The organism is Pseudarthrobacter sp. SSS035 (assembly GCF_023273875.1).
Lineage (GTDB): Bacteria > Actinomycetota > Actinomycetes > Actinomycetales > Micrococcaceae > Arthrobacter.
In genome coordinates this window covers 2,476,362-2,502,346 of the sequence record NZ_CP096882.1, presented here as the reverse complement: position 1 = coordinate 2,502,346, position 25,985 = coordinate 2,476,362, and the positions used below count along the sequence as shown (strand labels likewise).

Genomic DNA, 25,985 nt, shown 5'->3' with positions numbered 1-25,985 from the left:
GCCGTCCCGTCAGCGTCCCTGCCGGCGGGCGGCAGCTTGGGTGGTCATGGAAAAGCCAAATTCCTGCCAGAGCACGGCGGCGTCGGCGGTGGCCGGCACCGGTTCGGCGCGCAGCTCGATGACTCCATCGATCGCGGCCAGGGACAGGATGTATCTGGGTTCCCCTTCGGCTGCGGGCAGCGTGACGGTGCCGCCGTCGAAGATCTCCACGGTCAGGGGGGCCGCATACGGTGCGACAAAGAGCGCCCGGCGCAGTTCGCGGATATGCCGCAGCGCCACCACGGCCGTTCCGTCCACGTAGCCCACCAGCGGGCGGTTTCCCGAACACCTGACGGAAGTGCCGGAGACCGCGCCATCAACGGTCATGGCCCCGGTCACGCGCTCGGAGCTTTCCCATGCCGCCGAGGTTGCCCCGGTCACCAGCAGGCTGCCGATCGCTGACTGGCGCGGGTCAAGGCGGATCATCGGCGTTTGGGCGTCGAGCCGCCTTGTGTCGCCGATTCCGGGAGCCGGAAAGAGCCTGGTGGGCCGGGCCTCGGCTGTCGGCCGGGCAGCTGCGGAAGGGTTTGCGGTTGATGTGGCTGCTGGTGGTGTGGGCGCGGGCGATCGGCTCAGCGACAGCGACGGCGCGGCTGCCGGGGTGGTCGGGCCTGCGGCCGGGGAAATCGGCGACGGCGGCGGCGCTGCCGCCCGGACGGATGTGGCCGGGGCGGATGTTTCAGCGCGGGCGGCCGGCTTGACGCGCCGACTGAGGTAGGCGATGTCCGTGCGGATGGTGGACCTGTTCAGTGCCATCGCTTAGACATCGAACCGGAAGTCGGCCGCCACGCCGCGCAGGCCGGTGGTGTAGCCCTGGCCCAGGGCCCGGAACTTCCAGTCCTCGCGGTGGCGGTACAGCTCGCCGAACATCATGGCGGTGATGTTGTCCTGTGGGGACTGGGGAATGTCGAAGCGCACCAGCTCCTGGTTCTGTGCCGTGGCAACCCGGATGTACTGGCTGCGGATGGCGGAGAAGGTGCCGGGCCCACGGAGATCGGGATCGACGTAGACAATGAACGTAATCTTGGCGACGCTGTCCGGTACCAATGAGAGGTCGACGTCGATCTGCTCCTGGTCGTCGGTGCCGGCGAAGGCCACCGAGCCCTCAGGGCTGGCGATCTGGTTGAAAAACACCAGGTGGGCGTTCGAGATGGCCCGGCCGCCGGCGTCGCACATGATCGCCAGGGGAACCAGCTCGGACTGGGGACCCCGGCTGGGGATGGACTGCCAGCCCAAGCCGACCAGAATTTTGCTCAGTCCGGGGTTCTCGGCCGTCAGTGCGGCGTTGGCCCCGGCCACAAGATTGCCCATCAGCGGCCTTCCAGACGAAGCGTGGACGGCGCGAACTTGTCCTCGAGGAAGCGGCCGTGGGTGGACAGCTCGGCAATGGCGCCGATCCGGACCTGGTTGGCCAGGTCCCGGGCGATCTCCTCGAGCGTGGTGAACTGTTCCGCCAGCAGCCGCGTCGGCCCGGACTCCTCAGTCCTGGCACTTTCCGGCAGCGCCAGGTAAGTGCGCAGGGGATCCGGGATGTAGCTGCAGACGATGGAATTCAGCAGCACCTGTTGTTCCATCGAGGCCCCCTGTTCGGCCATATGGCTGAGCAGCGGGCGCAGCACATCGTCGATCTGGCGCAACTGCGAGGAGACCGACGTCGGCAGTTCAGCGCCTGCGCGCCGGATAGCGCTGCGCAGGTTGTCCAGGGATGCGGCTGCCTGCGTCAACTCGGCATCGGCCGTTGGCTCGGGAGCCTGCTCAGCGATGCCCGGCACGGGGGCAGCGCCGAACAGGGAGCCCATGAACTTACCAATCACTGCCGTACCGCCTGCTGCTTTCCGCCGTCACTTAGTCTGTCTGGCCCTGCCGCGCGCGTTCCAGGTAGGGCCTGGCCTTCTGCACGCTGGCTTCGAGGGCGCCGACGGTGCTCTCCATGTTCTTGGCAGCTTCCGACCGGAAGGTATCGATGGCGTCCATCGTGGCGAACACGTTGTCGAAGGCCTTCTGGAGCGTCTCCACACTGACCCCGGAGCTGGAAGCCTGCTGGTGGATTCGGGAAGTCTGGTCCTTGAGCATCTCGCTGGTGCTCAGGATCATGTTGTTGGTGGTGGTGTTGACGGCGTCGATCTGGTCGAGGACCATCTTCTGGTTGGCCAGGGCCTGGGCCACGATCACCGCCGTGCGCAGGGCCGAGATGGTGGTGGTCCGCGCCCGTTCCACACCCTTGATCAGTTCAACGTTGTTCTTACGGATCAGGTCCATCGCCAGGTACCCCTGCACCGAGACAGCAAGCTGGGTCAGGATGTCCTGGTGGCGCTGGCGCACGGGGAACAGGACGTCCGCCTCCATCTTCTGCGCCTCGGCAATCTGCCCGGCGGCGCGGGTGGAGTCGATCTTCTCCACGCAGGCGGCATCCAGTGCCTTGGCGAATACGGCATACTCGCTCAACGCCTGCATCGTTTCCCAGAGCTGGATTTTTTCGTTGGCCAGGCTGGCATTGTCCTTGAGCAACTCGTCCTGGCCCGTCATCAGGGACTTGATGATCTGGTTCAGCTGGGTCTGCGCCGACTCGTATTTCTGGAAGTACTTGGCCAGCTTGTTGCCGCCGGGGATGAAGCCCAGGATCTTCTTGCCCACGCTCATATTTGCCGCGTTGGGGGTGAGGTCCTCCACCGTGCTGCGCAGCTCACCGAGGGTGTTGGCCACCGCAACCTGGGCGCTGCTCCCGGACTTCTTGGCGCCGGCAATGGACGTCGAGGAACGCTCCAGCAGCCTGCTGGACGAGTTGCTGGACGCTGTGATCTCGGCGCTGCCGATCTTGTTGATGCCATCGACCTGTGCGGAGAACTCCGGGCTGCGCGCGTCCAGTTGGGCCAGACCGGCCACGAACTCCCTGGCCTGCTGATTGATCTCGGCCCTTCGTTCGTCGGGGACCGGCACCATGCCGGGAGCGTCTTCGGGCTGGACTATGGCAGGGGCGTCCGGAGCGTGAAGCACCAATGAAGCCTCTGCGGCGTCGGGGGGAGTCAACGGAGAATTCATGATGCTGCCTTTTCGAGAGAGCGGTGGTGTCCCGGTTACAAGCAACCGGGACACCACCTCAGGTGGAAACGATGCGGAGCGGATGCAGTCAGTTCCGGACGTCAGTCCGGAACACGAATCAGCTAAGGTCGACGCCGAAGTCCTTGGCGATCCCGGCGAGTCCGGTGGCGTAGCCCTGTCCGACGGCCTTGAACTTCCAGTCCCCGTTGTTGCGGTAGACCTCAGCGAAAATCATCGACGTTTCGGGCGCTGCGTCCTCGCTCAGGTCGTAGCGGACGATTTCCTTGTCGTCGACCTGGTTGATCACGCGGCAGTAGGCGCTGCGCACCTGGCCGAAGTTCTGGCCGCGCGTTTCTCCCTGGTCGATGGAGACCACAATGACAACGCGCTCGACGTCGGCCGCAACCAGGGAGAGATCGATCAGGATCTGTTCGTCGTCGCCAGCGCCTTCGCCGGACCGGTTATCCCCCAGGTGGCTGACGGAGCCGTCCGCGGCAGCGGGCTGGTTGTAGAAAATGAAGTCCGCGGAGGACCGGACCTTGCCGTCCGCCGCCACCAGGAGGGCAGAAGCGTCGAGGTCGAAAGGCTCACCCGTCGTCGTACGCGGGTCCCAGCCCAGCCCCACCACAGCCTTCGACAGACCCGGTGCGCTCTTCGTCAGGGACAGATTGCTGCCTTTGGTAAGGGTTAGTCCTGCCATGTTTGTACCATTCCTTCGTGTTGAATCGATCTTGCGAACTAGTCCAGTGAGATGCCGAAATCGGTGGCGATGCCGTGGAGGCCCGTGGCATAGCCTTGGCCAACCGCCCGGAACTTCCATTCGGCACGGTTGCGGTAAATTTCGGCGAAAATCATTGACGTTTCAGGTGCCGCGTCCTCGCTCAAATCGTAGCGGACCACTGCCTGGTCCGTGTCCTGGTTCAGCACACGGCAGTACGCGCCACGGATCTGGCCGAAGTTCTGGCCGCGGGCATCCGCCTGGTCTATGGACACAACAATGACCACGCGGTCCACATCTGCTGCGATCAGGCTGAGGTCGATCAGGATCTGTTCGTCGTCGCCGTCGCCCACACCGCTGCGGTTGTCGCCCAGGTGGACTACCGAACCGTCTTTGGCCTGGAGTTGGTTGTAGAAGATGAAGTCGTCCTGGGACCGGACCTTGCCGTCCGCCCCGACTAGGAGAGCCGAAGCGTCCAGGTCGAAGGCTTCGCCGCTGGTGGTCCGCGGATCCCAACCCAGGCCAATCAGGGCCCGTTCCAGCCCCGGATCGGCCTTGGTGAGTGAGAGATTATTGCCTTTGGTAAGGGTCAAGCTCGACACAATAAGGGATCCTTTGAACGACTAGAGGACGGCAGCAGCCGGTGCAATCAGATCCGCGACCGAGCGGCCCTGGGCCCGCTCGCCGATGGCCTTGAAGGTCCACCCCGCGCCGTCACGGGAAACTTTGGACATGATCATGGCCGAATGGGTTCCCGAGTCGGTCAGCTGGTACTTGGCAATTTCCGGGCTTCCTGCCGTGGAGTCGTCCACTAGGCGGCAGAAGGCATTCTGCACCTGGTCGAAGGTCTGGCCGGTGTAGCTGCTGATGACGAACACGATGTGTGCCACGGCCGGGGAGACGAGCTCCAGGTTGACCAGGATGGTCTCGTCATCGCCGGCGCCGTCGCCCGTCAGGTTGTCCCCGGTATGACGCGTGGAGCCGTCTTTGCTCTGCAGCTGGTTGTACCAGACCTGATCCAGCGACTTGCCGGCCGCGTCAAAGAAAATGGCCGACGCGTCGAGGTCCACCTCCACGGTCTTGGCCTTTCCGAAAAAGCCCTTTTTGACCGGAGCCGCCGAGTCCCAGCCCAGCCCCATCTTGGTCTTAGTGAGCGATCCGCCGTCTTTTTTGGTCAGCGACAGCGACTGGCCCTTCTGCAAGCTCAATCCCATAATTTCTCAACCTCCAGCTAGTTTGAAAATACTCGCGTCCTCAAGTCCCAACGAGCCCGCCCATGCGCTAGTTCCGTGCGTACATGTGAAGTTAAATGGGGCTGAGGACACGGACCATGCCGATCAGGCGGGGTTCGAGAGTGATCCTAGCCGGAATCGGGGTGATGGCGAAGCTTCCTGACGCTGCGGAAGGAGAAAGAGTCGGCGAAGGCCTGGTGCGGCGCTACGGCCGGAATAACATTCGACCAGCCAAATGCTTTCAAGAAAACTTCGCGTGCGGCACTTTGAGTTCGAATTGGAGTCGTGGCGCGGGCGGGGCCGGACAAGGCGGCCGTGTATCGTCTCGTCTAATTGGGCGTATTTCAAACGCAAGAAGGCTTTTACTGGACATTCACGTGGAATTAATGTTCAGTGCGAATCGAATTCAATATTGGGGGAAAAATGACTGACGTCAAGTATCAGGCGCGTCTGCAGGTGCTGTCCCAGTGGGCGACGGCGGCAGCCGGGCAGGGCCACCTTGTTCCGCGGATTGCCGATCTGGAGGCCATCTCCGCGGCGAGGACCGTCGAGGCCCCGGGAGTAAGCAGGGAGGCCGTTGAGCCATGGTTGCCGACAATCCAGTGGCTGTTGAAACAAGCGGCTTTTGGTGTCGTGGACCCACATATCCAGCTCCCCGACGAATTGTCGCGTCCCGTGAGTGCGGCCACTGCTCTCCAAGTCCTACCAGCCGACGAAAATTCAGCCGACGCGCCGGCGCCGCCGGTGATGGAAGTAAGTCTCGTGGCGGTCGTTTCCCCGGACACGGAACACGGAAGCAGCCACGCCGCCGAAGCCGTCACAGTCATCGCGGAGATCAAACCCGCTCCCCCCATTGTCAAGGGACCGAAGTGGGAGTCCGAGGCCCATGAGCAGGTTAAAGGTGCTGTTCAGCGATTCACCAAACCACTCCACGATCTCCTCACCCGTGATGCCAATGAGGGCGACACCCGCCTTTTGATTACGGACATGCTCTGCGAGGGTTTGGGCTATGACAAATTCCGAGACCTGACCACCGAATACATGGTCAGGCAGGATTTCGCGGACTACGGCGTCAGAATTGACAAGCAGCTGATTGCCTTCATCGAGGTCAAGCGGGTGAGCCAGAAACTGAATGAGCGGCACCTTCGCCAGGTCCAAATGTATGCGGTCAACGAGGGTGTGGAATGGATGATCCTCACCAACGGCCAGGTCTGGCAGGCCTACCACCTGACCGGCGGGCTCCCCGTGATTTTGAATCTCGCCTTCGAGGTTGACCTCCTCGGCCCTGAATCGCTGGAGGCAAAAGCGGACAAAATGTTCTTCCTCCACCGGGAGGCGCTGAAGCGCCGTCGGATCGATGAGCTGTGGAAGCACCGCGCGGCAACGTCGCCGGATGCGCTGCTGGACGTCATCCTGTCCGACTCGGTGCTGGACATCATCCGCAAGGAAATCAAGCGGAATACCGGGATCACCACAACGGTCCAGACGCTGGCGACAGTGATCCGGACAGAGATCGTTGACCCTAAGCTTCGAAACAAGTAGAGCGAACGACGGCGGGACTTCCCGCCATCGTCCGCTGGCGTTGGGTGCCACTCCCCTACAGCGCCGCCCAGCCGCCGTCGGACGCGAGGATGGCGCCGTTGACCTTGGTGGCGACGTCGGCGGCGAATCTCTGGGTGGCGCCGTTCACTAATTAGGCATAGGGGTTTTCGCACATTCCTTGGACATAGGTATAGGGGATTGGTTGCGCATTCTTTCGCTTCTGGTCTACGCTTTGGCATATCTGGCATTTACATTTAGCCGTCGTTGTTTCTGGGTCGACGCTTGCTTAACCCAATCGGATACTTTAATCCCCAGTAGAAACAGCGATGAATATGAAAACTACGTCCGCTGACTTAGTAAAGCCCTCGTCCTCGCCACAAGCATCGCTACAAGTCTGCTCGGTAATTCCAGCCGTGCTTGGGCCGCCGGCAATTACGGCTATCAGAGCGTCAGTCATTCAGGCGTTGCCACTCCGCCGAGGTCGGACAAGTCGCAGGGCAAGCTGTCGTGGAACGACGGGTCCTGGTGGGCCAACATGTGGAAGTCCGGCAGCGCGTGGCACATCTACCGGCTGGGCCGCAGCCCGGAGACATGGATGGACCGGCACGAACTTCCCGATTGTTCCTAATGGCGGCGATGTAACAATCGCATGGGACAACGGGTCCAACAAGATTTTTAGGCTTAATAGGGGGCGGGCTGATGTTCTGGCGTAAATGCGTAGCGGTTGCATCATCCATTCTGGTTGGGTTCGCAATCATTACTCCGACAACGGCAAGCGCCGCAACGACGATCTCGCCGACCATAGACACATACGTACAGGCGGACAAGGCGACTACCAACTTTGGGGCTAGCGTCCGTTTGTCCACAGATGGCCGTGCGAACATCTGGCGGAACACACTCCTACGGTTCAATGTTCCAGTTCCCGCTGGCGAACATGTTGTTTCGGCTAAACTGCGGGCATATTCGGAGGCATCCACAACTTCCACTGAGTTCGTGGATGTTTTCACTACCTCTGGCGGCTGGACCGAGAGGGGAGTTGCCTGGAATAACGCACCAGTACGCGGGACGTGGCTGGGGAAGGCTGGCGGGTTCGCTACCGGCTCGTGGGTTGAATGGGATGTTACTAAGGGCGTTAGCGCAAAGGGTGGCGAGCAGAACTTCAAGCTGGAAAGCAACGCGCAGAAGTGGATCGGATTCAAGTCGAAGGAATCTTCTTCCGCCCTGCGTCCAAGACTGGTCGTGACGACCGCGCCTGACACGGTAACACCTACCGAGGCGGCCGTAGTCCATGGTTGGGGCACGCCTGTAACTGGCGACGAGTTCAATTACACAGGTGCGCCGGATGCCGCGAAGTGGATTGTTTACAACAGCACCGGGCACGCGGGGAATGGCATTCGGAGTCCCCAGCAGGTCACGGTAGACGGTTCCAAAATGGTCATGACTGGAACTCCGGACGGCACGACCGCTGGAATGGGCGCGAAGTTCGCAAACCAGAAGTACGGGCGGTGGGAAGTCCGTGCGGCCGGGGCCGGTGATAATGAGTACCATATGGTGTCCATCCTGTGGCCGGATAGTGAGAATTGGCCCTGTGACGGCGAAGTTGACTACGCGGAGACGACTGGTGACTGGAACCTCATCACGTTCTTCCACCACTATGGATGTTCGAACTCGCAGACGTCGGCGTCGAGGGCTCTGGACGTTACTCAGTTCCACAATTACGCGGTTGACTGGTCTCCGAATGGGATCGTCGGCTACGTCGATGGGGTGAAGTGGTTTGAGGACAACAACTCCGCGCACCAGCCTCCCGGTTCGATGCACCAGACGCTACAACTGGACTGGTTCCCAGACAGCACTGCCAATGGCGCTGGCGAGATGCGAGTGGATTGGGTTCGCGTGTATGCGGCGGCTGGAACGGCCTAGACCTACACCCTGACCCTGGGCGAGACCCGGTTCACACGGGGGCGGCTGCGGCTGATTTTCCGAGCATCCCGAGCTGGCCAGCCGGAGTTACGAGTCCCTGGCGCCGCAGCGCGAGCGCGCACGGGCGTACCTGGTTTCGGCAGGCGTCGACGATGATGTGGCGGGGAATCTGTACGCCGAGTTCGTGGGCACTACGTTCAAGGCCTGGATGCGGTGGGCCGCGGGGACGGATCCGGATCCCCGTCCCCTATCTGGTGGCGGCCGCCGGGGTGCTGCGCCTGCCGTAGCACGCGGATTAAACGCAAGCGGACGACGACGGGAGGTCCCGCCGTCGTCCGCTTCAGGTTGCTGCGTTTACTGTCCGTGCTGCTCGGCAGTGGCCAGCCTGGCCGTGCGCGTACCGGCCTTGCTTGCCAGGGGGCCCGTGTAGGTCCAGACGCAGGCCCGGCCGGAATCGCTCGGAATGAGCTGGCCCTCGTAGAGCTGAATGCTCGCTCCCGTGGGGCTCCGCCAGACGCCGGTCAGCTCGCAGTGTGTGCCGGTGGCCTGCTGGCGTGGCACCGACAGGTTGATGACGCGGCGGGCCCGTTTCTCGGCCACGGGAAGTCTCCGCTTCACGATGGCTCTCCCGCCGGTTCCCGGTAGGTGCTTTCCGGAACATCAGTAATGAACATGTGCCCGGGAGCGTGGCTGATGGCGAAGGAGGGCCTGGATGCCATCACTGCGCTCTGCGGTGTCACGCCGCAGGCCCAGAAAACCGGCACCTCCCCTGGCCGGATCTCCACCGCATCCCCGAAGTCGGGGCGGTTGATGTCGGCAATGCCCAGATCCTCCGGTGACCCGACGTGGACCGGGCTGCCGTGGACCTTCGGCACTTCGGACGTCACCCGGATGGCCGTTTCCACCAGCTCGGGCAGCATCGGACGCATGGAGACCACCATGGGGCCGTGGATCCGTCCGGCAGGGGTGCACTCGACGTTCGTGCGGTACATGGGCACGTTGCGGCCGGTTTCGGTATGCCGCAGCGGGATCCCCGCACTGGCGAGCGCCGCTTCGAAGGTGAAGCTGCAGCCGATGAGGACGCCCACCATGTCGTCGCGCCAGACAGACGCGACGTCGGTGACCTCCTCGGCCAGTTCGCCGTCCACCCACACGCGGTAGGCGGGGATGTCGGTGCGGATATCGGAGCCGGGCGCCAGGGCGCTTTCATACTGTCCGGCCGGAATGATGTCGATGACGGGGCAGGCTTTGGGGTTCAGCCGGCAGAATTCGATGAATTCATCGGCGTAGTCGGCCGTCACCGCTATCAGGTTCGCCTGGGTGTAGCCGTCGCTCCAGCCGGAGGTGGGGGTGACCAGGCCGTTGCGGAAATTCAGGCGTGCGTCGGCGGGGGCCAGGAGGGCATGTGGCTGGCTCACTTGGACTCCACAAGTTCAGCCGCTGCCTGCCCGGTCTGCAGGTATTCCTCATCCTCGGCAACGTTGGAGTCGCGGCCCAGGGCCAGGCCCACCAGGGTCAGAAGGCAGGCGACGCTGAGGTAGACGGCCACCGGGACCCAGCTGTCATACGCGCTCAGCAGGAGGGTGAACATAAACGGTGCGATGGCGCCGCCGATGATTCCGGCGAACGTGTAGGCCAGTGAGCTGCCGGTGGAGCGGAGCCGCGGCGAGAACTGCTCGACGACGAACGCTGCCTGGGGTCCGTACATAAACGAGTGGCAGAGCAGGCCCAGCACGATGCCCACGACCAGCATGACCGGGGACCGGCCTTCGAGGACGATGAAGAACAGGTAGGCCCAGACGGCGGCGCCAACCGCGGCGATTCCGTAGACCAGACGGCGGTTGATGCGGTCGGAGATGGCTCCGGCGAGCGGCATGGTGAAGATCTGGAGGGCTGACCCGATCAGGACGGCGACGAGCACCTGGCCGCGGTCGAAGCCAAGCTCCTGGATGCCGTAGGTGAGCGTGAAGACGGTGCACATGGCGTAGAGCACGTCCGGGCCGATGCGGCTGAGCATAGCGGCGATGAGGGGCCGGCGCTGGGTGGCAAGCACCTCGCGGATGGGGGCCTTGGGCTTGTCGCCCCGGGCTTCCATGGCCTTGAAGATGGGGGTGTCTTCGAGCTTGAGCCGGATCCAGAGGCCGAAGGCCACCAGCAGCGCGGAGATCAGGAAGGCGATGCGCCAGCCGAAGCTCAGGAAGTCTTCTTCGGACAGGGTCAGGGTGAGGACGGCGAGTGCACCGTTGGCCATGAGGTTGCCGGCGGGCGGGCCGATCTGTGCGGCAGAGGCCCAGAATCCGCGCTTGTTCGGGTCGCCGAATTCGCTGGAGAGCAGGACCGCGCCGCCCCATTCGCCGCCGACGCCAACGCCCTGGGCGAACCGGAGGAACACGAGGATGGCGGGGGCGATGACACCGATGTTGTCATAGGTGGGCAGCAGGCCGATGAGGAAGGTGGCCACGCCGATAAGCATCAGCGTGATGACCAGGATCTTCTTGCGGCCGATCTCGTCCCCGAGCCGTCCGAAGATGATGCCGCCAACGGGACGGGAAATGTAGCCGACGGCGTAGGTGGAGAAGGCCAGCAGGGTACCCGTGACCGGGTCCGAGGCCGGGAAGAAGATGAGCGGGAAGACGATCGCAGCCGCGGCGGAGTAGACGGCGAAGTCGTAGAACTCCAGCGCGGTTCCGGTCAGGCTGGCCGCGAATGCCTTGTACATGTCCTTGCGCGCCACCGGGGGCTTTGCGTCAACGGGGGCCAGTGCTTGGGGAGTGGCCATGTTAATCCTCCATGAAGAGAGTCGATGTCATCCGAGTACGGGATGAATGGTGCTGGTGCCCGCTTCTGTCCTCGCCTGCGGCGTTGCAGGGTGGGACATTTGGGCGGCTGGGCGGCTTGCCGTCAGGGTGGCTGCGGAAGTCGGAATTGCGGCGATCGTTGGATTGTTGAACAATCCTCTTGTTGAACAACCTACGCGACGCAGATCACACCGTCAAGGGGTTCGCGGGATTCAGACGCCGCCGGCAGCTCCGGAGTTGAGCGTGCGGGGCTTCGCGGGAGGCGGCGTGATTTCGATACCATTGCCAGCATGAGCACCCGTGATACTCCTGCGCAGATCGGCGACCTTCCGCCGATCGGACACCCGGCGACCAGCGCACTGATCGAGGCAGGCATTGGCTCTTTGGCCCAAGTTGCTGCATGCAGCCGCAGCCAATTGCTCGCCCTGCACGGTGTGGGCCCCAAAGCTGTCCGGATCCTGGAAGCCGCGCTCCAGGCCCAAGGGCTAGGGTTCGCGGACTGACCACTCGCCCTGCGTGCTGGCCAGTTGTATTGCGGCCATGCCGGCTGTCCCCGCGCATCGGGGCGTATGCTCGCCCTCAGGATTACCGGATGGCTCCGGACGCGCCGGGAACCCACGGCCCACAGCGGACGACGGCGGGAGGCTCCCGCCGTCGTCCGCTTCCGTTTGGTGCCTACTGGCTGAAGGGGACCTTCTCCCAGCTCAGGACATCATCGCTGTCGCTGCTGTTGCCGACGACCGTGAACCTGACGTAGTTGGTGGCGTTGGCCGATCCGTCCACGGTGATGCGCTGCAGGTCATCCGCGGCGGGCTGGCCGTAGACCTCCAGCCATGGTGAGCCTTCGGCCAGCGGCTGGTTCTCGGCAAAGACGTGGCTGTCGCCGTTGATGAGGTAGACCGGGCGGTCGAAGCGGTTGGTCTCTTCAATGATGGCCGCAACGATTTCCCGGAACCCGGAGACCGTTTCCGGATTGGCAGTGGCCGCGGCGAGCAGTGACGGGTCAAACATGTCGGCCTGCGTCATCAGCACCACGGCGCGGTCGTTGCGGCGCTCGGCGTCGGTGAACGTGTCACGTATCTGGCCCAGGACGGCATCCGTCCGGTGCTCAACTTCAGCAAGCTGCTCGGGCGTGGGTGTGGTTTCGCCCAGGCCGCTCCATGGAAGCAGCGAGTTGTTGCTGCCCTGGACGTTCACCACCGAGAAGGCCACGCGGTTCTGGGTGAAACGGACATTTTCCGGAAGCCCAAGCTTCTCCTGCGTCTTGACCGGCATGGTTGCGCCCAGGGTCTTGCCGGGCTCGTCGAAGAAGACCTCCCTCAGCCTGTCCAGCCGTTCCAGCGGGTTGTAGGCGCCGTTGTTGGTGCGGTGGCAGTCCACCCACTCGTTGTCGCCCGGGGTGAAGACCAGCGGGTGCTCGAAAGTGTCGAACTGGGAGCGGATGTTGGCGAAGTACTCGTCTGAGCACACCGAGGAGCCGTTCTTGATGTCGCCCACATGGGTGACGAACTTCAGTGCGCTGTCGGCGTTGATGTCCTGGACGCGGGACGGGAATTTGGCGATTTCGGCGTCGCCGTAGGGGATGTCGCCGATGACGCCAAAGGTGAAAGCCTGGCTGTCAGAGGTGTTATTGGCTGCGATGGCGGGCTGGGCCGCAAGGAGGCCGAGCGCCAGGACGGCCGCCGCCGCCGTCGTCGTTTTCACGGTCTTTGAAGGCATGGTGGTGTTCCTGTGTCTGCTGAGTGGGGCGGCTTTAGAGCGTGCGGGCTGTGAGGAACTGTTCCAGCGCCTCAAGGTCGTCGGTGTTGATGTGGTCCACGCCGGCGTCGAAGAGTTCGTTCCAGACAGCTTCGCGTGCGGCGCCGGGCTGGTCAGGGGTGGCCCAGAAGCGGACCCGGTAGCCCTTGGCGTGGGCGTCAGTCACGTATGCCTGGAGCTTGGTGCGTTCGGCCTCGGGCATGGGGCCCACGCCCTGCCAGGTGAAGAGCTTGGTCCAGTTGTCGCTGATCAGCGGCATCAGCTCGGCAGGCATGCCGGAGGTGAGGTTGGCGGAGCGTCCGTCATAGAAGCCGAACCGCTTTTCCTGCGCCTGCATGGTGGCCAAGGGGCGGTTTCCGCTGATGACGGCGGTGACGGGCCCGGTTTTGGTGGTGCCGTTGCTGTAGCGGCTCATGATGTCCCGGTGCTCGGCCAGTTCCCGCTCGATGGCGGCGTAGGTGGCCTCGCCTTCACTCTTGATGTCGATCAGGAGCTGCAGGCTGCCGTCCCAGTGGGGGTAAACGCTGTGGCCCTGGTTCCGCACCAGCTCGTCCAGGGGATCGAGGTAGAGGCTCTCGAGCGTTACTCCGGGCTTGGCATCCTCAAGGTCGTGGGCCACCAGAAGTTCGCCGTCCACCAGCCAGACGTCGGCTTCGACGCTGGTGAAGCCGTGCTCCAGAGCGTCGAACAGGGGACGGTCGTGCTCATAGTCGTTGTGGGCATGCGCCTGGGCGAGCGGCTGGCCGACGACGACGGGTGCGGGCTTTGGTGCCTCTGCTTGGGCCGGCGCGGCGGCGGTTCCGGTCAGGGAGGTGAGGGCCACGAGGGCGGCAATGGTGCTTTTCACGAACACGGAGTACTCCTACGCATACAGGGGATTCTCCGCCCGGCCGGTTGGGGGCCGGGCAAAAGAGGGCGTGAAAAGACTGCCGGTCGCGGAAAAACGGCGAAGGACCTCCCGGTTGCCGGACGGTGAACTGGGAGGGACCAATGCCCGTGCCGTGCCATCACGGCCAGCCTGCGTTACGGCGCCCCCAGGTAAACGCTGACGGTGGTCCCGCCGCTGGGGCTGGGCGAGATCTCCAGCCGTCCCCCGTGGGCGGTTGCGATCCTGGCACATGTGGCCAGGCCCAGCCCCGTGCCGGCAGGATCGCCTTCCCGGCGCAGGCGGACCAGCGGTTCAACCACCCGGCGCCGGTCCCCCGCGCCGATTCCCTTGCCGTTGTCCTCCACCCGCACCACGACGCCGGCTCCGGCTTCCTGCCCGGTGACGCTGATGACCGGGGGAACGTCCGGACGGCGGTAGGCCACCGCGTTCTGGATCAGGTTCTGCAGCGCTACCCGCATCTGGCTTTCGTCAGCGTCGAAATCAAAGTCCTCACACTGCACCACCGCTCCGGCTTCCCGCAGGCCCAGGCTGAGGTCAGCGGCGACTTCCTTCACCAGGGCAGCCAGCGACAGCCGTGACCTGGACAGCGAACCGCCGATGGACGCGAACGCAAGCAGCTCCTCCACCATGGACAGCATCCTCCGCGCACTGCTGCCCACGATTTCCAGGTACTCTGTGGCCTCCCCTGTCTGGCCCGATTCTGCGTCCGTGGCACCCAGCTCGACGTAGCCCAGGATGGAGGTCAGGGGATTGCGGAGGTCGTGGCTGACCCGGCCGGTGAATTCAGCAAGCCGTTCATTGCTGTCCTTGGCTTCATCCAGGGCGTCGGCCAGGGCACCGTGGAGTGCGGTGACCCGCCGGGCAGCCAGCAGGCGGGTGTGCAGGACGAAGGGGTCCAACGGCTTGGTCACGTAGTCGTCCGCCCCGGCCCGCATGCCTTCCAGCACGTCCTCTTGGGCGCCGTGCGAGGTCAGCAGTACAACGTACGTATAGGAGCTTGTCTCGGCGGCCCGGATCGCCCGGCACAGGTCAAACCCGTCGAGCCCGGGCATCATCAGGTCGCTGACCACCACCTGGGGACGCCGCTCCAGGTAAAGCTGCCACGCCGTGTCGCCGTCAGCGGCCACAATGCATTTATGACCGGATTTCTCGACGGCGGCTTTCGCCACGAGCAGGGACCCTTCGTCGTCGTCGACAACCAGCACCGTCATGGCGGCCCCGGAGTTGCCCAGCTGTCCGGAAATCTTCGCGGCGTCCACGTCGGGGCGGCCCAGCCCGCCCGGCGCACTCCACTTCGAATTAACAGTCATGAGGCCCCCAGGCCATTTATCGTCACGAGCCAGCCCACAGTCGGTCCGCTGGACCTAATCGTCCCACGGACCACGCTGGTGGGGATCGAAGCACCAGCCGCCGTCGGACGCGAGGATGGCGCTCCAATTCCAGGGCGACCGCACGGATCAGCAGGCATAAGCTGTTAGCATCACGTCTCTTCCATTACCGGGAGGTCATCATGGACACTGAAACCGCCGATGTTATCGGTCATGATGTCACCACCATCACCTGCGTGTGCGGCAACACCGTCAGCAAGGACGGGTTGATTCAGGCGAACTCAGAAGGCGTCCCGGTCTTCATCGGAGAGAGCAGCCCGGTCCCTGCGGAACTGGCCGAATGGCCGGCGGATGGGGAGCTCTACACGCTGTGTCCGTCATGCGGCCGCGTGTACCGTGACTCGGTCATCGAGGAGACGGGGACAGCGCCCGTTGCTTTCCGCGTCGACGTCGCCACTGACCCAATGGCCGAGGCCATCCGGGTCCACTGGAACCTCAGTACCTAGGCCAGAACCTGGCGGAGCGGCAGACCTTCCGAACCTTTCATTGGACGGGGAGGGGCCGCATGATAGGCGCATGACTGAAATCGCATCAGCCGACGAATCCGCTGTTGCCAAGGCCCAGCGCGAGCTCGAAGCGGCCGGCGTCCGCACCGTGATCGGCACGGTGGTGAACGCTTCGGGCATCACGCTTGCCAAGAGCGTTCCGTTGGCCCGGCTCAAGGCCTTCCACCAGTCCGGGATGGGCGCTGCCCCCGTCTGGCATGTCTTCACCATCGACGGCGGGATAGCGTTCACGGACAGCATCACCCCCGTTGGCGATATGCGCCTCAAGATCGATATCGCGGGACTCCGTGTCCTCCAGGGCGGCCGTGCATGGGCACCGGGCAGCCTTTTCGAACAGGACGGGGCCGCGTCTCCGGCCTGTGCCCGCGGCCTCCTGGCCGATGTCGACGGCAGCCTCGACGAGGCCGGATACCAGGCACTCGTGGGCCACGAACTTGAATTCTTCCTCGTCGCCCCGGACGGTTCAGCGCTGGAAACCACCCCCTGGGTTCCGTACGGGGCAACCGGCCTCCTGGACCGGTCGGAATTCCTCGATGATCTGCTGTCGGCGCTGAACCATGCCGGCATTCCGATGGAGCAGATCCACGCCGAGTACGGCCGGAACCAGTTCGAGTTTTCGCTTCCCCCTGCTTCGCCGGTTCAGGCAGCGGACACCGTGGTCGTTGCCAAGGTCATCGTTGGCATCGTCGCCCGGGCCCACGGCATGCAGGCCTCGTTCTCCCCGCTGCCCTTTCCCGGCACCGTCGGAAACGGCGCCCACCAGCACTTTTCGCTCCACAAGAACGGCCTGCCGCTGTTCTCCGGCGGCAGCGGACCGCACGGCATCTGCCCCGAGGGAGGCGCGGCCATTGGCGGAATCATCGCAGGACTCCCCGATATCCAGAGTTTCCTCACGGGATCAATTTTGTCCGGAAGCCGGTTGACACCCGGCACGTGGTCGGGTGCCTACTTATGCTGGGGCCTGGAAAACCGGGAGGCCTCAGTGCGTTTTCTGAACGCGGGCAACAGCAATCCGCATGGAGCCAACGTCGAGGTGAAAATCGTCGACCCCTCGGCCAACGTGTATCTGGCCTCCGCATCCATCCTCGGGCTCGCCCTGGACGGCATGCGTACCGGGCGCAGGCTTCCGGCAGAGATCCCGGGTGACCCCGGACGGCTTTCGGAAGACGAGCGGCAGCGGGCCAACGTCCGGCTGCTCTCAGGCTCCCCCACCGCCATCATCGACACGCTGGACAAGTCACGCCTGGCACGCGGGCTTCTCGGAGACGCCATCGTCGACGCCACGGTGGCCGTCCGGCGCTACGAACAGCGAGTCTCGGCGGACCTCTCGCCGGACGAGCTTGCTGAACGCTTTCGACTCTCCTGGTCGATCTAATGGCGGGCGGTTCTTTCCCGGACTTCGTCGACCAAGTCCGGCTTATTGATCACCACGTGCATGGCGCGTTTCACGCTGACGGTGATGAGGCACGCTTTCAGAACTCGCTGAACGAGGGAAACACCGAACCACTGGCCAAGCCCGAGGACACCTACAACACCCAAATCGGGCTCGCCATCCGGCGCTGGTGCAGCGGCATTCTTGATTTGCCGCGGCACGCCTCACCGGCGGACTACTGGAGCCGGCGCTCCGAACTTTCAGAACTTGAGGTGTGCCGCCGCATGACCCGCGCTGCTGGCGTGAGCGACTGGCTGATCGATACAGGATTGGATGCCGCTGGCTACCTCGGCAAGGCGGGCATGGCCGACGTCTCCGGTGGGCGGACCCACGAGATCGTTCGGCTGGAACGGGTCGCCGAAACGGTGATCCGGGAGATCGCCAACCCGGCAGATTACGTCGACGAGTTCGGTCAGCGGCTCCAGGACCTCACCCGCAGCGCCGTGGGCGTCAAAACAGTTCTGGCCTACCGCGCAGGATTCGACCGGAATCTCGGCCGGCCTGCACCGGCTGCGGTGGTTGAAGCAGCCCGCCGCTGGCAGGACAACGCGCGCGCCGGCACCAACCCGAAGCTCACCGATGTGACGCTCATTGCCCACGGGATCCATACGGCGGTGTCGATGAAGCTTCCGCTGCAATTCCATGTTGGATTCGGTGACCGCGATCTGGACCTCCACAAAACCAATCCCCTGTACCTCTTGGATTTTCTGCGGTCCCCCGAAGTCCGGGACACACCCATCATGCTGCTGCACTGCTACCCATTCGAGCGCGAGGCCGGCTATTTGGCCCACGCCTTTGAAAACGTCTACATCGATGTGGGCCTTGCCGTGAACTTCACCGGGTCACGGAGCCGGGATCTGGTGGCCCGCTCGTTCGAACTGGCTCCCTTCACGAAAATCCTGTATTCCTCCGACGCGTTGGGCCCGGCCGAACTTCACTACCTCGGCGCGAGACTGTGGCGGACCGCAATCACCAAGGTAGTGGGCGGATGGATCGACGACGACGACTGTTCCGAGGCGGACGCCCGCAAGATCGTGCAACTCGTCGCGCACGACAACGCCCGCCGTGTGTACGCGCTCCCCTGAGTCAGTGCCGAACAGCTAGTGACTCTCTGCCGTTAGCACTTCACCGCGGCGCTACTGTGGATCGCTGAATCCGCTGCCCGCCCGTCGCGCAGGATCGCCTGGCACTCACCCGCCCGCGCGGCGACGTCGCCATGAACGGCAAAAGTAATTGCCTCGACAACAGCGATTTGGCCGGTTGTGTCAGGGACGCCGGGAAATTGCACCTGCGTCGCCTCAACTGCGGCCACCGGCGACTCTTGCGTGGACCGCATGCGAAGAATCGCGATGGCGGAAATAAGGCACCAGGCAACGTTGGTGACCACTGAGGGCCACGCTTCGTGGACCGCACCATTGATGATGAAGGCACATGCACCGATGAGGTTGGCCACTTGGAAGCGCTTGCCGGCCTTCAACCAACCCATGGAGACAGACAGGTACGCCGACAGGATCAGAACTGCCCCTGACCAACCTGCAATTTCCCACAGCAGTTCCATGATGTCCTTTCAGAGGTGATGCCCAGCTGCTTTAAGAGCAATTATGAATAAGGCACCCCTTTAGAGCAATTGCATTCCACTGAAGACATGGTTTAGAACTACTTAACATGGACATCGATCCGCGCAGGCTGCGCGTGCTTCTTGCTGTTGCCCGCACAGGCGGGGTGCTGGCTGCGGCTGACGAACTGGGAATTAGCCCCTCGGCCGTCTCACAGCAGCTCACCAAATTGGAAGACGAAACCGGGCATGCTTTGGTGGTGCGCACACCCAAAGGCTCAGTTTTGACACCCGCCGGCCTGGCAGTAGCGGAAGCCGGCGAGGAGATTGAACGTGCTCTCAGCGTTGCCCGCGCCCGGATCGAAGGCGGGGCCACGGTGGCTGGTGTTGTGCGCGTGGGCGGATTCACCAGCTTTGTCCGGACGGTGGTGATCCCGCGCCTGCCCGAGTGGCGCACGCAGTACCCGCAATTGCAGATCCGGATCGTCGAGGACGACCTTCCGGACCTGATGCGGCTGCTCCGCCAGCGCCAGCTCGACGCCGTGGTGGTCGAGCTCGATTCGACCACGGCCGAGCAGCGTTCGCTCTCCGCCGGAATGACCGAGGAGCCCTTGCTGGACGAGCCGTGGAAGCTGGTGGTCCCCTCGGGTGCCCTGCTCACCACCGAGAACATCGACCTGGCCCGGCTGCCCCTTCCGTGGCTCGGCGTCGACCCAACAGCCGCGAACGCTGCGGTGCTCGGCCGGCTCCGCCAGTCAACGGGCGCGCAGATGGAGAGTGCGCACCAGTACCAGGAAACGCTGACCGCACTCGCACTCGTCGCCGCCGGCGAAGGAATTGCGATCGTGCCCACCCTGGCATTGAGCGGCATCGCCCACGACGGCGTGGACGTCCTGGACGTCCCCGGACTCGGAACCCGTCGCATCGTTCTGCGACGGTTCGACCGGCGGCGGTCACCCAGCACGCCGGTGGACACCGTCGCACGCCTGCTGCGGGAATCGGCTGCGGCGTTCGACACACGGTCGACATCCTGAGCCACCGCATGCCGGAAACTGACAGAGCGGACGACGGCGGGAGGTCCCGCCGTCGTCCGCTCAGCACTGGTGCGGCAAGAGTCAGCTCTTGACGACCTCCAGCTCAATGACGGCCCAGGACAGCGCCGGCAGCGTTAGCCGCAGTTCGGAGCCGCTGGCCTTGGCCCCTTCCAGCGGCTTGAGCCCCACCTGGTTCTGACTGGTTTGGGTATTGGCCGTGAAACGGTCCCCGCCTTCGGGAATTTCCAGGACCTCGGCACGGACCACCCGGCGGGCGTCGAACCCGCGCAGGGCGACCTCGACGTCGGCGGCTTCCTCCAGGCCGCGGTTCGCGAAGAACAGTGCCACGCGGCCCGTTTCCTCGTTCCACGTGGCGCTGACGTCCACCAGGTCGGTGCCGCCGAAGCGGGCATTCTCGTACTTGTCCGAGTCCACGGACAGGCGCAGGATCTGGCCCTTGGCCAGCTCCGCCATGCGGGCGAACGGGTGGAAGATGGTCTGCTTCCACGCCGGCCCGTTCTCCTCGCTGAGGATAGGGGCAATGACGTTGACCAGCTGCGCCTGGTTGGCGATCTTGACGCGGTCACCGTGGCGGAGCAGCGAGTTGAGCAGGGTTCCCACCACCACGGCGTCCGTGACGTTGTACTTGTCCTCGATGACCCGGGGGTGCTCGCGCCAGCCCGCCTTGGCGACGTTGTGCGGCTGGTCCTCGGTATCCAGGCCGCGCTGGTACCAGACGTTCCACTCGTCGAAGGACAGGTTGATGTGCTTTTTGTGTTTGCCCTTGGCACGCACGGCGTCGGCGGTGGCGATCACGGACTCGATGAAGTAGTCAGTGTCCACGGCGCTGGCGAGGAAGCTGCCGACGTCGCCCTCGTGCTCCTGGTAGTAGGCGTGGAGGGAGACGTAGTCCACCTCGTCGTAGGTGTGCGTCAGGACAGTCTGCTCCCAGTCGCCGAACGTCGGCATGTTGGAGCTGGAACTTCCGCAGGCCACGAGTTCGATGTCCGGGTCCACGAAGCGCATGGCCTTGGCGGCTTCCTGGGCCAGGCGGCCGTATTCCTCGGCGGTTTTGTGGCCGATCTGCCACGGCCCGTCCATCTCGTTGCCCAGGCACCAGAGCTTGATGTCGAACGGATCCTTGTGGCCGTTTTTGGCGCGCAGGTCTGACAAGTAGGTGCCGCCGGGGTGGTTGGCGTATTCCACGATCTCGCGGGCCGCGTCCACTCCCCTGGTGCCCAGGTTGATGGCTTCCATGATTTCCGTGCCGGCCTGGCGGGACCAGTCCACGAATTCGTGCAGGCCGAACGCGTTGGTTTCCACGGTGTGCCAGGCGCCGTCCAGCCGGCGGGGACGGTTCTCCCGCGGGCCGATGCCGTCTTCCCAGTTGTAGCCGGAGACGAAGTTGCCGCCGGGGTACCGGATGACGGTGGCACCGAGCTCCTTGACGAGCTTGAGAACGTCCTGGCGGAAGCCGTTCTCGTCGGCCTCCGGGTGGCCGGGCTCGTAGATGCCGGTGTAGACGCAGCGGCCCATGTGCTCCACGAAGGAGCCGAACAGGCGGCGGGGGACTTCGCCGATGGTGAAGTCGCGGTCGAGGGTGATCCGTGCGCGGGACATGTGCGGTATCTCCTTGGTTGTTGTTCAGGTCTTTTGGTGAGTGGTCAGAAAGGTGCCGGATCAGGTTCCGGCGAGTCCCGTCGTCGCGACGCCCTTGATGATCTGGCGCTGGAAGAACAGGAAGACGAGGATCAGGGGCAGCGCCGCGAGGAGCGCGGAGGCCATGTTCTGCGCGTACTGGATGCCGTACGCGCTCTTGATGGTCTGCAGCCCCACCGGAAGGGTGAGGAGCGCGCCGTCGTTCGTGGCGATGAACGGCCACAGGAAGTTGTTCCAGGCGCCGATGAACACGAAGATCGCGACGGCGGCCAGGATGGGCCGGGACAGCGGCAGGATGATCTGGGTGAAGATCCGCAGGCGGCTGGCACCGTCCATCACGGCGGCTTCCTCAAGTTCGCGCGGGATCTGGTCGAAGAATTTCTTGAGCACGAACACCATGGCCGGGTGGATGACCTGCGGCAGGATGATGGCCCACGAGGTATCGATCAGGTGCAGCGCCAGCATTTGGTAAAAGAGCGGGATGATGAGGACCGGCGGCGGGATGATGATCGAGGCAATGATCACCGTCATCAGCACCTTCTTGCCCTTGAAGTCGATCCGGGACAGGGCGTAGGCCACCAGCGCCGAGATCACCAGCGTGATCGCCGTGATGGCCGCCGACGTGTAGAACGAGTTCCAGGTCCAGAGCGGGATGTTGCCGTCCTGGAACACCTTGACGAACGCTTCAGCGGTAAAGCCCGACGGCGGCATCCAGCTGACCTTGGGGGCTGCGGCATCCGTCTCGGTCTTGAAAGCGGTGGCCGTGGCCCAGGCGAACGGAATCAGCCACAGCACGGCGATGAACGCCGCAACAACGAGGGCGGCGATCTTGCCTGCGGTCATCTTTTTGCGCGGGCGGCGGAGCCCTTCGCTGGTGCTGGTGCGTGCGGTGGGACGGGTGAGGGTAGGGGTTGCCATGGTTATGCACTCCTGCGGCGGGTGACGGCGAACTGCATGACCGAAACGAGCACGATCAGTCCGAAGAAAATGTAGGAGATGGCTGCGGAGTACCCCAGCCGGTAGCCGGTGAAGCCGGTTTCAAAGATGTACTGCACCACCGGGCGGGTTGATCCTCCGGGCCCGCCGGCGGTCATCTGGTACACCTGATCGAAGATCTTCATGGACGCGAGGATCTGCAGGAGCACGATCATCACCGTGGTGGGGGTCAGCTGCGGCAGGGTGATGGAGAAGAACTGCCGCCAGGCTCCGGCGCCGTCCAGGGACGCTGCCTCGTAGTGCTGTGCCGGGATGTTCTGCATCGCGGCCAGGTACAGCAGGAAATTGAACCCCACGGTCCACCACAGCGTGGCGATGACGATCGCCCACATGGCCACGTTGGGATCGTTGAGCCAGGCGACTTTGGGGAGGCCCAGCTTGGACAGGAAGTCATTGAACAGGCCAAGCTGCGGGTTGTACATCCAGGTGAAGAACAGCGAGACCACGGTGGAGGCGAGCAGGTACGGGGCAAAGTAGGAAAGCCGCCACAGCCACTGGGCAGGCAGCCCGACGTTCAGTAGGGCCGCCATCACCAGGGCCACGAGGACCAGCGGGACGGTGCTGATGACGGTGAAGTAGAACGTGTTTCCCAGCGAGCGCCACATGTCAGCGTCGGCCAGTGCCTCGGCGTAGTTCGCGAAGCCGATCAGGCTGTCGTTGGCGCCGGTGAGGGACTTGCCCGTCAGGCTCATGTAGATGCCGTAGAGAATCGGCCACACCAGGAAGACCAGGAAGAAGACCAGGAACGGGGTGGCGAATCCCCAGCCGCTCAGGTTGCTCCTGGTCCGGCTCTGTGAGGGGCGGCGCGTTTGTTGGGGTTGGGTCGCCGTGGCGATGTCCGGCTGGCCGGTGCTGCGCCGGGACGCTAGTGAAGAACTCATGAAGGACTCCTTTGTCGCTCGGTGCGGTTAGACCGGGTTGGGCCGGGAAAGAAGGGTGTTGGTGCGGCGTTCAAAGGCGTCCCACCCTGCGGCTGCCTTGTCGCGGCCCAGGAGCACGTTCTGGACGTTCTCCGCGAAGTAGGTCTGCCAGTCCGAGCCCGAGCCGGTGAACCAGGCTTCGGGATCGTAGGCGATGATGTCCGCTGCGTTGGCGTAGTGGATCTGCGGTGTGAGGTCGCGGTAGGCCTGCGACTGGACCACAGGCTGGTAGGCCGGAATGTGGCCGGCTTCCGCCCAGGAGATGGATCCTTTGAGCACATCGCTGACGAACTTGTAGACGTCCCGCCGCTTCGCGTCATCCACATTCAGCTGCCGCGGCAGGACGAACGAGTGCGAGTCTGCATAGGCTGCCGGCGTTCCGTACAGCGTGGGAATGGTGGCTGCGTCCACCGGAAGTCCGGCTTTCTTGAGTGTGGGCAGTTCCCACACTCCGCTGAACAGCATTCCCGAGCCGCCGCGGGCGAACTCCGCGATGCCTGTGCTGATGTCGCCGGCCTTGGCGGCGATGGTGTCGTCAAAGAGCGATGCCATGAATTCCAGGGACTCAATCGCGGCGTCGCGGTCCACTTTCATCGGCTGGCCGGGGATCAGTTCAATGTCCGCGCCGTGCTGCTTGTAGAGCGTGTAGAACAAGCGCCACATCTGGGAGCCGCTGCCGAGGTAGCCGAAGGACAGACCATGGGCCTGAGTGACCTTCTGCATTTCCCTGGCCATGGCGATGAACTCCTGCGGGGACGTTACTTCCTGCAGTTGTCCGTTGCTCCCGAGGACGCCGGCCTTGCCGGCGATGTCCGTGTTGTAGAACATGACGAACGGGTGCGAATCCAGGGCGATGGAGAAGACCTTGCCGTTCTGCTGGCTCTTCTCCCAGATGCGCGGCGCAAAGTTGTCCCCGGTGACGCCGTGCTCGGCCAGCAGGTCCAGGTCCCAGGGGTCAATGAGCCCGCCGGGGGCGTATCCGGGAACCCGGCTGGCATGCATGATCGCCACTTCCGGCGGCCGCCCGCCGGCCGATGCCATCGCTAGTTTGGTGTAGTACGGCGGGCCCCAGGCCAGGACCGTGGGCTGCACCTTGAAGCCGGGGTTGGCCTGGTTGGCGCTGTTGATCATGGCCTGCATCTTGATGCCGTCCCCGCCGGACAGCAGGTGCCAGAACCCGATGTCCCTCAGGCCAGAGGCCTGGGCGTTTCCACCGCAGCCGGTCAGGCCGCCTGCTACCAGGACGCTGCCTAAGGCTGCCGTTCCTGTCAATAACTGCCGTCGGGATACTTGCTTCCCGAAAAATTCAAACTGCTTCACCCGTCACTCCTTTGGATGGGTCCGCGGAAAGGTCACTTCTTGTAGCTCAAAACTCCGGTTCCGGTGCGTCCCCGTCCCCGGGCCGATGCCTTCAGGGGGTGACGCACGCCTCACATTACATCGATGTAATGGACAGGGCAAGAGAAAATTGTTAGCGCCAACAATCTGGTGGGCCGCTCTCGTTTCAGGTGCGGCTGCTGTCGCTTCAGGAGCGGCTGCTGTCCCGCTCCACGATGGTGTAGTCCACGGAAACCACGCGCTGCTCGTGGCCCCTGTCGGCCATCCGCTCCGTCAGCAGGCGCAGGGCTTCGCTGGCAATGGCACGCTTGTCGAAGGAGACCGTGGTCAGCGACGGAACCGCGTAGCGGCCGTCGGCGATGTCATCGAAACCCGCCACCGCAATGTCCTCCGGGATGCGCAGGCCCCGCTTCCACAGCACACTCAGGGCGCCGATGGCCATGGAATCCGTGAAGCAGAACAGTGCCTCGGGCAGCGGATGGGAGTCGAGGTAGGCCGTGAGCGCATCGGCGGCAGTCTGCGGCGTCCACTTCTCACAGGGAATCAGCAGTGCCTCGTCCCGTTCGATGCCAAGGATCTCCAACGCCTCTTCATAGCCCCGGGTTCGCTGGATCGCCGCGGCCGATCCCCGGTCTTCGGTGGTTCCCAGGACGGCGATCCGCCGGCGCCCGGACTGCGCCAAGGAGAGGGTCATGTCGCGGGCGGCAGCGAAGCTGTCCACGAAGACGCGGTCGGCGAGGCTTTGTGTGACCTCGCCGAGCAGGACCACGGGCGGAAGGGCAACGCCCACCTGGACGGCGCTCTCGTCCAGCACCACAGGGTTGAGGATCAGCCCGTCGATGAGGTTGGAGCGGGCGCGCACCATGAGTTCGTGCTCGCGCTGGGGATCGGAGCCGGTTTCCTCGATCTGCACGATCCAGCCCTGCTCGTGCGCCACTTCCACGATGTGGTGGGCAATTTCTGCCGAGTACGGCGTGCCAAGATCAGGCAGGGCCAGCGCAATCACGCCGGACCTCCCGTTGCGCAGTCCGCGGGCGGAGAGGTTGGGCACGTAATCCAGTTCGAGAATGGCCTGCTCCACCCTGGTCCTGGTGGCGCCGCTGACCGGAATGACGCCGTTCATGACGTTCGAGACAGTCTTGGGCGAAACGCCGGCATGACGCGCGACATCTTTGACCGTTGCGCGCACTGCTCCCCTTTCAAAGCCTTTTGGGACAAAGCC

Annotated in this window: 26 protein-coding genes; 7 read left to right on the top strand and 19 right to left on the bottom strand. The window is 64.0% G+C overall.

The features are described from left to right. Window positions 1-9 precede the first annotated feature (9 nt). The 7 genes from MUN23_RS11530 to MUN23_RS11500 form a co-directional block, all read right to left on the bottom strand. Window positions 10-795 carry an FAD-dependent oxidoreductase gene (locus MUN23_RS11530; RefSeq protein ID WP_248763932.1) on the bottom strand — a complete coding sequence of 262 codons (786 nt, stop codon included), beginning with the start codon at window positions 793-795 and terminating at the stop codon, window positions 10-12. Between the two features lie 3 nt (window positions 796-798). Continuing rightward, on the bottom strand, window positions 799-1,350 hold the full coding sequence (locus tag MUN23_RS11525; protein ID WP_248763931.1) for a TerD family protein: 552 nt from the start codon (window positions 1,348-1,350) through the stop codon (window positions 799-801). Further along, on the bottom strand, window positions 1,350-1,853 hold the full coding sequence (locus MUN23_RS11520; protein ID WP_248763930.1) for a hypothetical protein: 504 nt from the start codon (window positions 1,851-1,853) through the stop codon (window positions 1,350-1,352). The genes MUN23_RS11525 and MUN23_RS11520 overlap by 1 nt, the downstream gene beginning before the upstream one ends. A gap of 31 nt (window positions 1,854-1,884) precedes the next feature. Further along, the gene (locus tag MUN23_RS11515) at window positions 1,885-3,078 is read right to left on the bottom strand and encodes a toxic anion resistance protein (protein ID WP_248763929.1); all 1,194 of its coding nucleotides are present in this window, start codon (window positions 3,076-3,078) and stop codon (window positions 1,885-1,887) included. A 118-nt stretch (window positions 3,079-3,196) separates the two neighbouring features. Then, the gene (locus MUN23_RS11510; RefSeq protein WP_248763928.1) at window positions 3,197-3,778 is read right to left on the bottom strand and encodes a TerD family protein; all 582 of its coding nucleotides are present in this window, start codon (window positions 3,776-3,778) and stop codon (window positions 3,197-3,199) included. A 38-nt stretch (window positions 3,779-3,816) separates the two neighbouring features. Continuing rightward, window positions 3,817-4,398 carry a TerD family protein gene (locus MUN23_RS11505; protein ID WP_248763927.1) on the bottom strand — a complete coding sequence of 194 codons (582 nt, stop codon included), beginning with the start codon at window positions 4,396-4,398 and terminating at the stop codon, window positions 3,817-3,819. 21 nt (window positions 4,399-4,419) lie between these two features. Then, entirely contained in the window at window positions 4,420-5,010 is a 591-nt protein-coding gene (locus MUN23_RS11500) for a TerD family protein (protein ID WP_056340947.1), read from the bottom strand. Between the two features lie 441 nt (window positions 5,011-5,451). Between MUN23_RS11500 and MUN23_RS11495 the strand changes: the two genes are divergently transcribed. Then, window positions 5,452-6,570, top strand: coding sequence for a type I restriction enzyme HsdR N-terminal domain-containing protein (locus MUN23_RS11495; RefSeq protein ID WP_248763926.1), 1,119 nt, complete (start codon window positions 5,452-5,454; stop codon window positions 6,568-6,570). 699 nt (window positions 6,571-7,269) lie between these two features. After that, on the top strand, window positions 7,270-8,490 hold the full coding sequence (locus MUN23_RS11490) for a DNRLRE domain-containing protein (RefSeq protein ID WP_248763925.1): 1,221 nt from the start codon (window positions 7,270-7,272) through the stop codon (window positions 8,488-8,490). A 354-nt stretch (window positions 8,491-8,844) separates the two neighbouring features. Here the strand turns inward: MUN23_RS11490 and MUN23_RS11485 are convergent, their stop codons facing one another. From MUN23_RS11485 to MUN23_RS11475, 3 genes are read right to left on the bottom strand one after another with little or no spacing between them, the layout of a single operon-like run. Continuing rightward, on the bottom strand, window positions 8,845-9,108 hold the full coding sequence (locus tag MUN23_RS11485; RefSeq protein ID WP_248763924.1) for a hypothetical protein: 264 nt from the start codon (window positions 9,106-9,108) through the stop codon (window positions 8,845-8,847). Continuing rightward, window positions 9,105-9,908: a putative hydro-lyase gene (locus MUN23_RS11480; RefSeq protein WP_248763923.1), complete on the bottom strand. Its 804-nt coding sequence runs from the start codon at window positions 9,906-9,908 to the stop codon at window positions 9,105-9,107. Before MUN23_RS11480 ends, MUN23_RS11485 begins: the two co-directional genes overlap by 4 nt. Then, a complete protein-coding gene (locus tag MUN23_RS11475) occupies window positions 9,905-11,269 on the bottom strand; it encodes an MFS transporter (protein WP_248763922.1) in 1,365 nt (454 codons plus the stop codon). The genes MUN23_RS11480 and MUN23_RS11475 overlap by 4 nt, the downstream gene beginning before the upstream one ends. A 309-nt stretch (window positions 11,270-11,578) precedes the next feature. Here MUN23_RS11475 and MUN23_RS11470 point away from each other — a divergent pair, with 309 nt between their 5' ends. Continuing rightward, window positions 11,579-11,791, top strand: coding sequence for a helix-hairpin-helix domain-containing protein (locus tag MUN23_RS11470; protein ID WP_248763921.1), 213 nt, complete (start codon window positions 11,579-11,581; stop codon window positions 11,789-11,791). A gap of 172 nt (window positions 11,792-11,963) precedes the next feature. Here the strand turns inward: MUN23_RS11470 and MUN23_RS11465 are convergent, their stop codons facing one another. The 3 genes from MUN23_RS11465 to MUN23_RS11455 all read right to left on the bottom strand — a co-directional run bounded on the left by MUN23_RS11465 (window position 11,964) and on the right by MUN23_RS11455 (window position 15,245). Next, on the bottom strand, window positions 11,964-13,007 hold the full coding sequence (locus MUN23_RS11465; protein WP_248763920.1) for a hypothetical protein: 1,044 nt from the start codon (window positions 13,005-13,007) through the stop codon (window positions 11,964-11,966). Between the two features lie 34 nt (window positions 13,008-13,041). After that, window positions 13,042-13,899 (bottom strand): phosphatidylinositol-specific phospholipase C/glycerophosphodiester phosphodiesterase family protein, encoded by an 858-nt coding sequence (locus tag MUN23_RS11460; protein ID WP_248763919.1) that lies wholly within the window; start codon window positions 13,897-13,899, stop codon window positions 13,042-13,044. Window positions 13,900-14,069: 170 nt separating this feature from the next. After that, entirely contained in the window at window positions 14,070-15,245 is a 1,176-nt protein-coding gene (locus MUN23_RS11455) for a response regulator (protein WP_371876020.1), read from the bottom strand. 200 nt (window positions 15,246-15,445) lie between these two features. On the opposite strand from MUN23_RS11455, the gene MUN23_RS11450 reads away from it, so the two are divergent. From MUN23_RS11450 to MUN23_RS11440, 3 genes are all read left to right on the top strand, one after another. Continuing rightward, window positions 15,446-15,769 (top strand): hypothetical protein, encoded by a 324-nt coding sequence (locus tag MUN23_RS11450; RefSeq protein WP_248763918.1) that lies wholly within the window; start codon window positions 15,446-15,448, stop codon window positions 15,767-15,769. Window positions 15,770-15,839: 70 nt separating this feature from the next. Then, entirely contained in the window at window positions 15,840-17,204 is a 1,365-nt protein-coding gene (locus MUN23_RS11445; RefSeq protein WP_248763917.1) for a glutamine synthetase family protein, read from the top strand. After that, on the top strand, window positions 17,204-18,346 hold the full coding sequence (locus MUN23_RS11440; RefSeq protein WP_248763916.1) for an amidohydrolase family protein: 1,143 nt from the start codon (window positions 17,204-17,206) through the stop codon (window positions 18,344-18,346). The genes MUN23_RS11445 and MUN23_RS11440 overlap by 1 nt, the downstream gene beginning before the upstream one ends. Window positions 18,347-18,378: 32 nt before the next feature. Here the strand turns inward: MUN23_RS11440 and MUN23_RS11435 are convergent, their stop codons facing one another. Next, window positions 18,379-18,819, bottom strand: coding sequence for a hypothetical protein (locus tag MUN23_RS11435; RefSeq protein ID WP_248763915.1), 441 nt, complete (start codon window positions 18,817-18,819; stop codon window positions 18,379-18,381). A 107-nt stretch (window positions 18,820-18,926) separates the two neighbouring features. Between MUN23_RS11435 and MUN23_RS11430 the strand changes: the two genes are divergently transcribed. After that, window positions 18,927-19,850, top strand: a complete 924-nt coding sequence (locus MUN23_RS11430) for a LysR family transcriptional regulator (protein WP_248763914.1) — start codon at window positions 18,927-18,929, stop codon at window positions 19,848-19,850. An 81-nt stretch (window positions 19,851-19,931) separates the two neighbouring features. On the opposite strand, the gene MUN23_RS11425 is transcribed toward MUN23_RS11430, so the two are convergent. The 5 genes from MUN23_RS11425 to MUN23_RS11405 all read right to left on the bottom strand — a co-directional run bounded on the left by MUN23_RS11425 (window position 19,932) and on the right by MUN23_RS11405 (window position 25,952). Then, window positions 19,932-21,470: an alpha-N-arabinofuranosidase gene (locus MUN23_RS11425; RefSeq protein WP_248763913.1), complete on the bottom strand. Its 1,539-nt coding sequence runs from the start codon at window positions 21,468-21,470 to the stop codon at window positions 19,932-19,934. A gap of 60 nt (window positions 21,471-21,530) precedes the next feature. Then, window positions 21,531-22,427 carry a carbohydrate ABC transporter permease gene (locus MUN23_RS11420; protein WP_248763912.1) on the bottom strand — a complete coding sequence of 299 codons (897 nt, stop codon included), beginning with the start codon at window positions 22,425-22,427 and terminating at the stop codon, window positions 21,531-21,533. A 2-nt stretch (window positions 22,428-22,429) separates the two neighbouring features. After that, complete coding sequence (locus MUN23_RS11415) at window positions 22,430-23,386, bottom strand: carbohydrate ABC transporter permease (RefSeq protein WP_248763911.1); 957 nt, start codon at window positions 23,384-23,386, stop codon at window positions 22,430-22,432. 27 nt (window positions 23,387-23,413) lie between these two features. Continuing rightward, window positions 23,414-24,745: an extracellular solute-binding protein gene (locus MUN23_RS11410; RefSeq protein ID WP_248763910.1), complete on the bottom strand. Its 1,332-nt coding sequence runs from the start codon at window positions 24,743-24,745 to the stop codon at window positions 23,414-23,416. 205 nt (window positions 24,746-24,950) lie between these two features. Further along, complete coding sequence (locus MUN23_RS11405; protein WP_248763909.1) at window positions 24,951-25,952, bottom strand: LacI family DNA-binding transcriptional regulator; 1,002 nt, start codon at window positions 25,950-25,952, stop codon at window positions 24,951-24,953. Window positions 25,953-25,985: the final 33 nt, after the last annotated feature.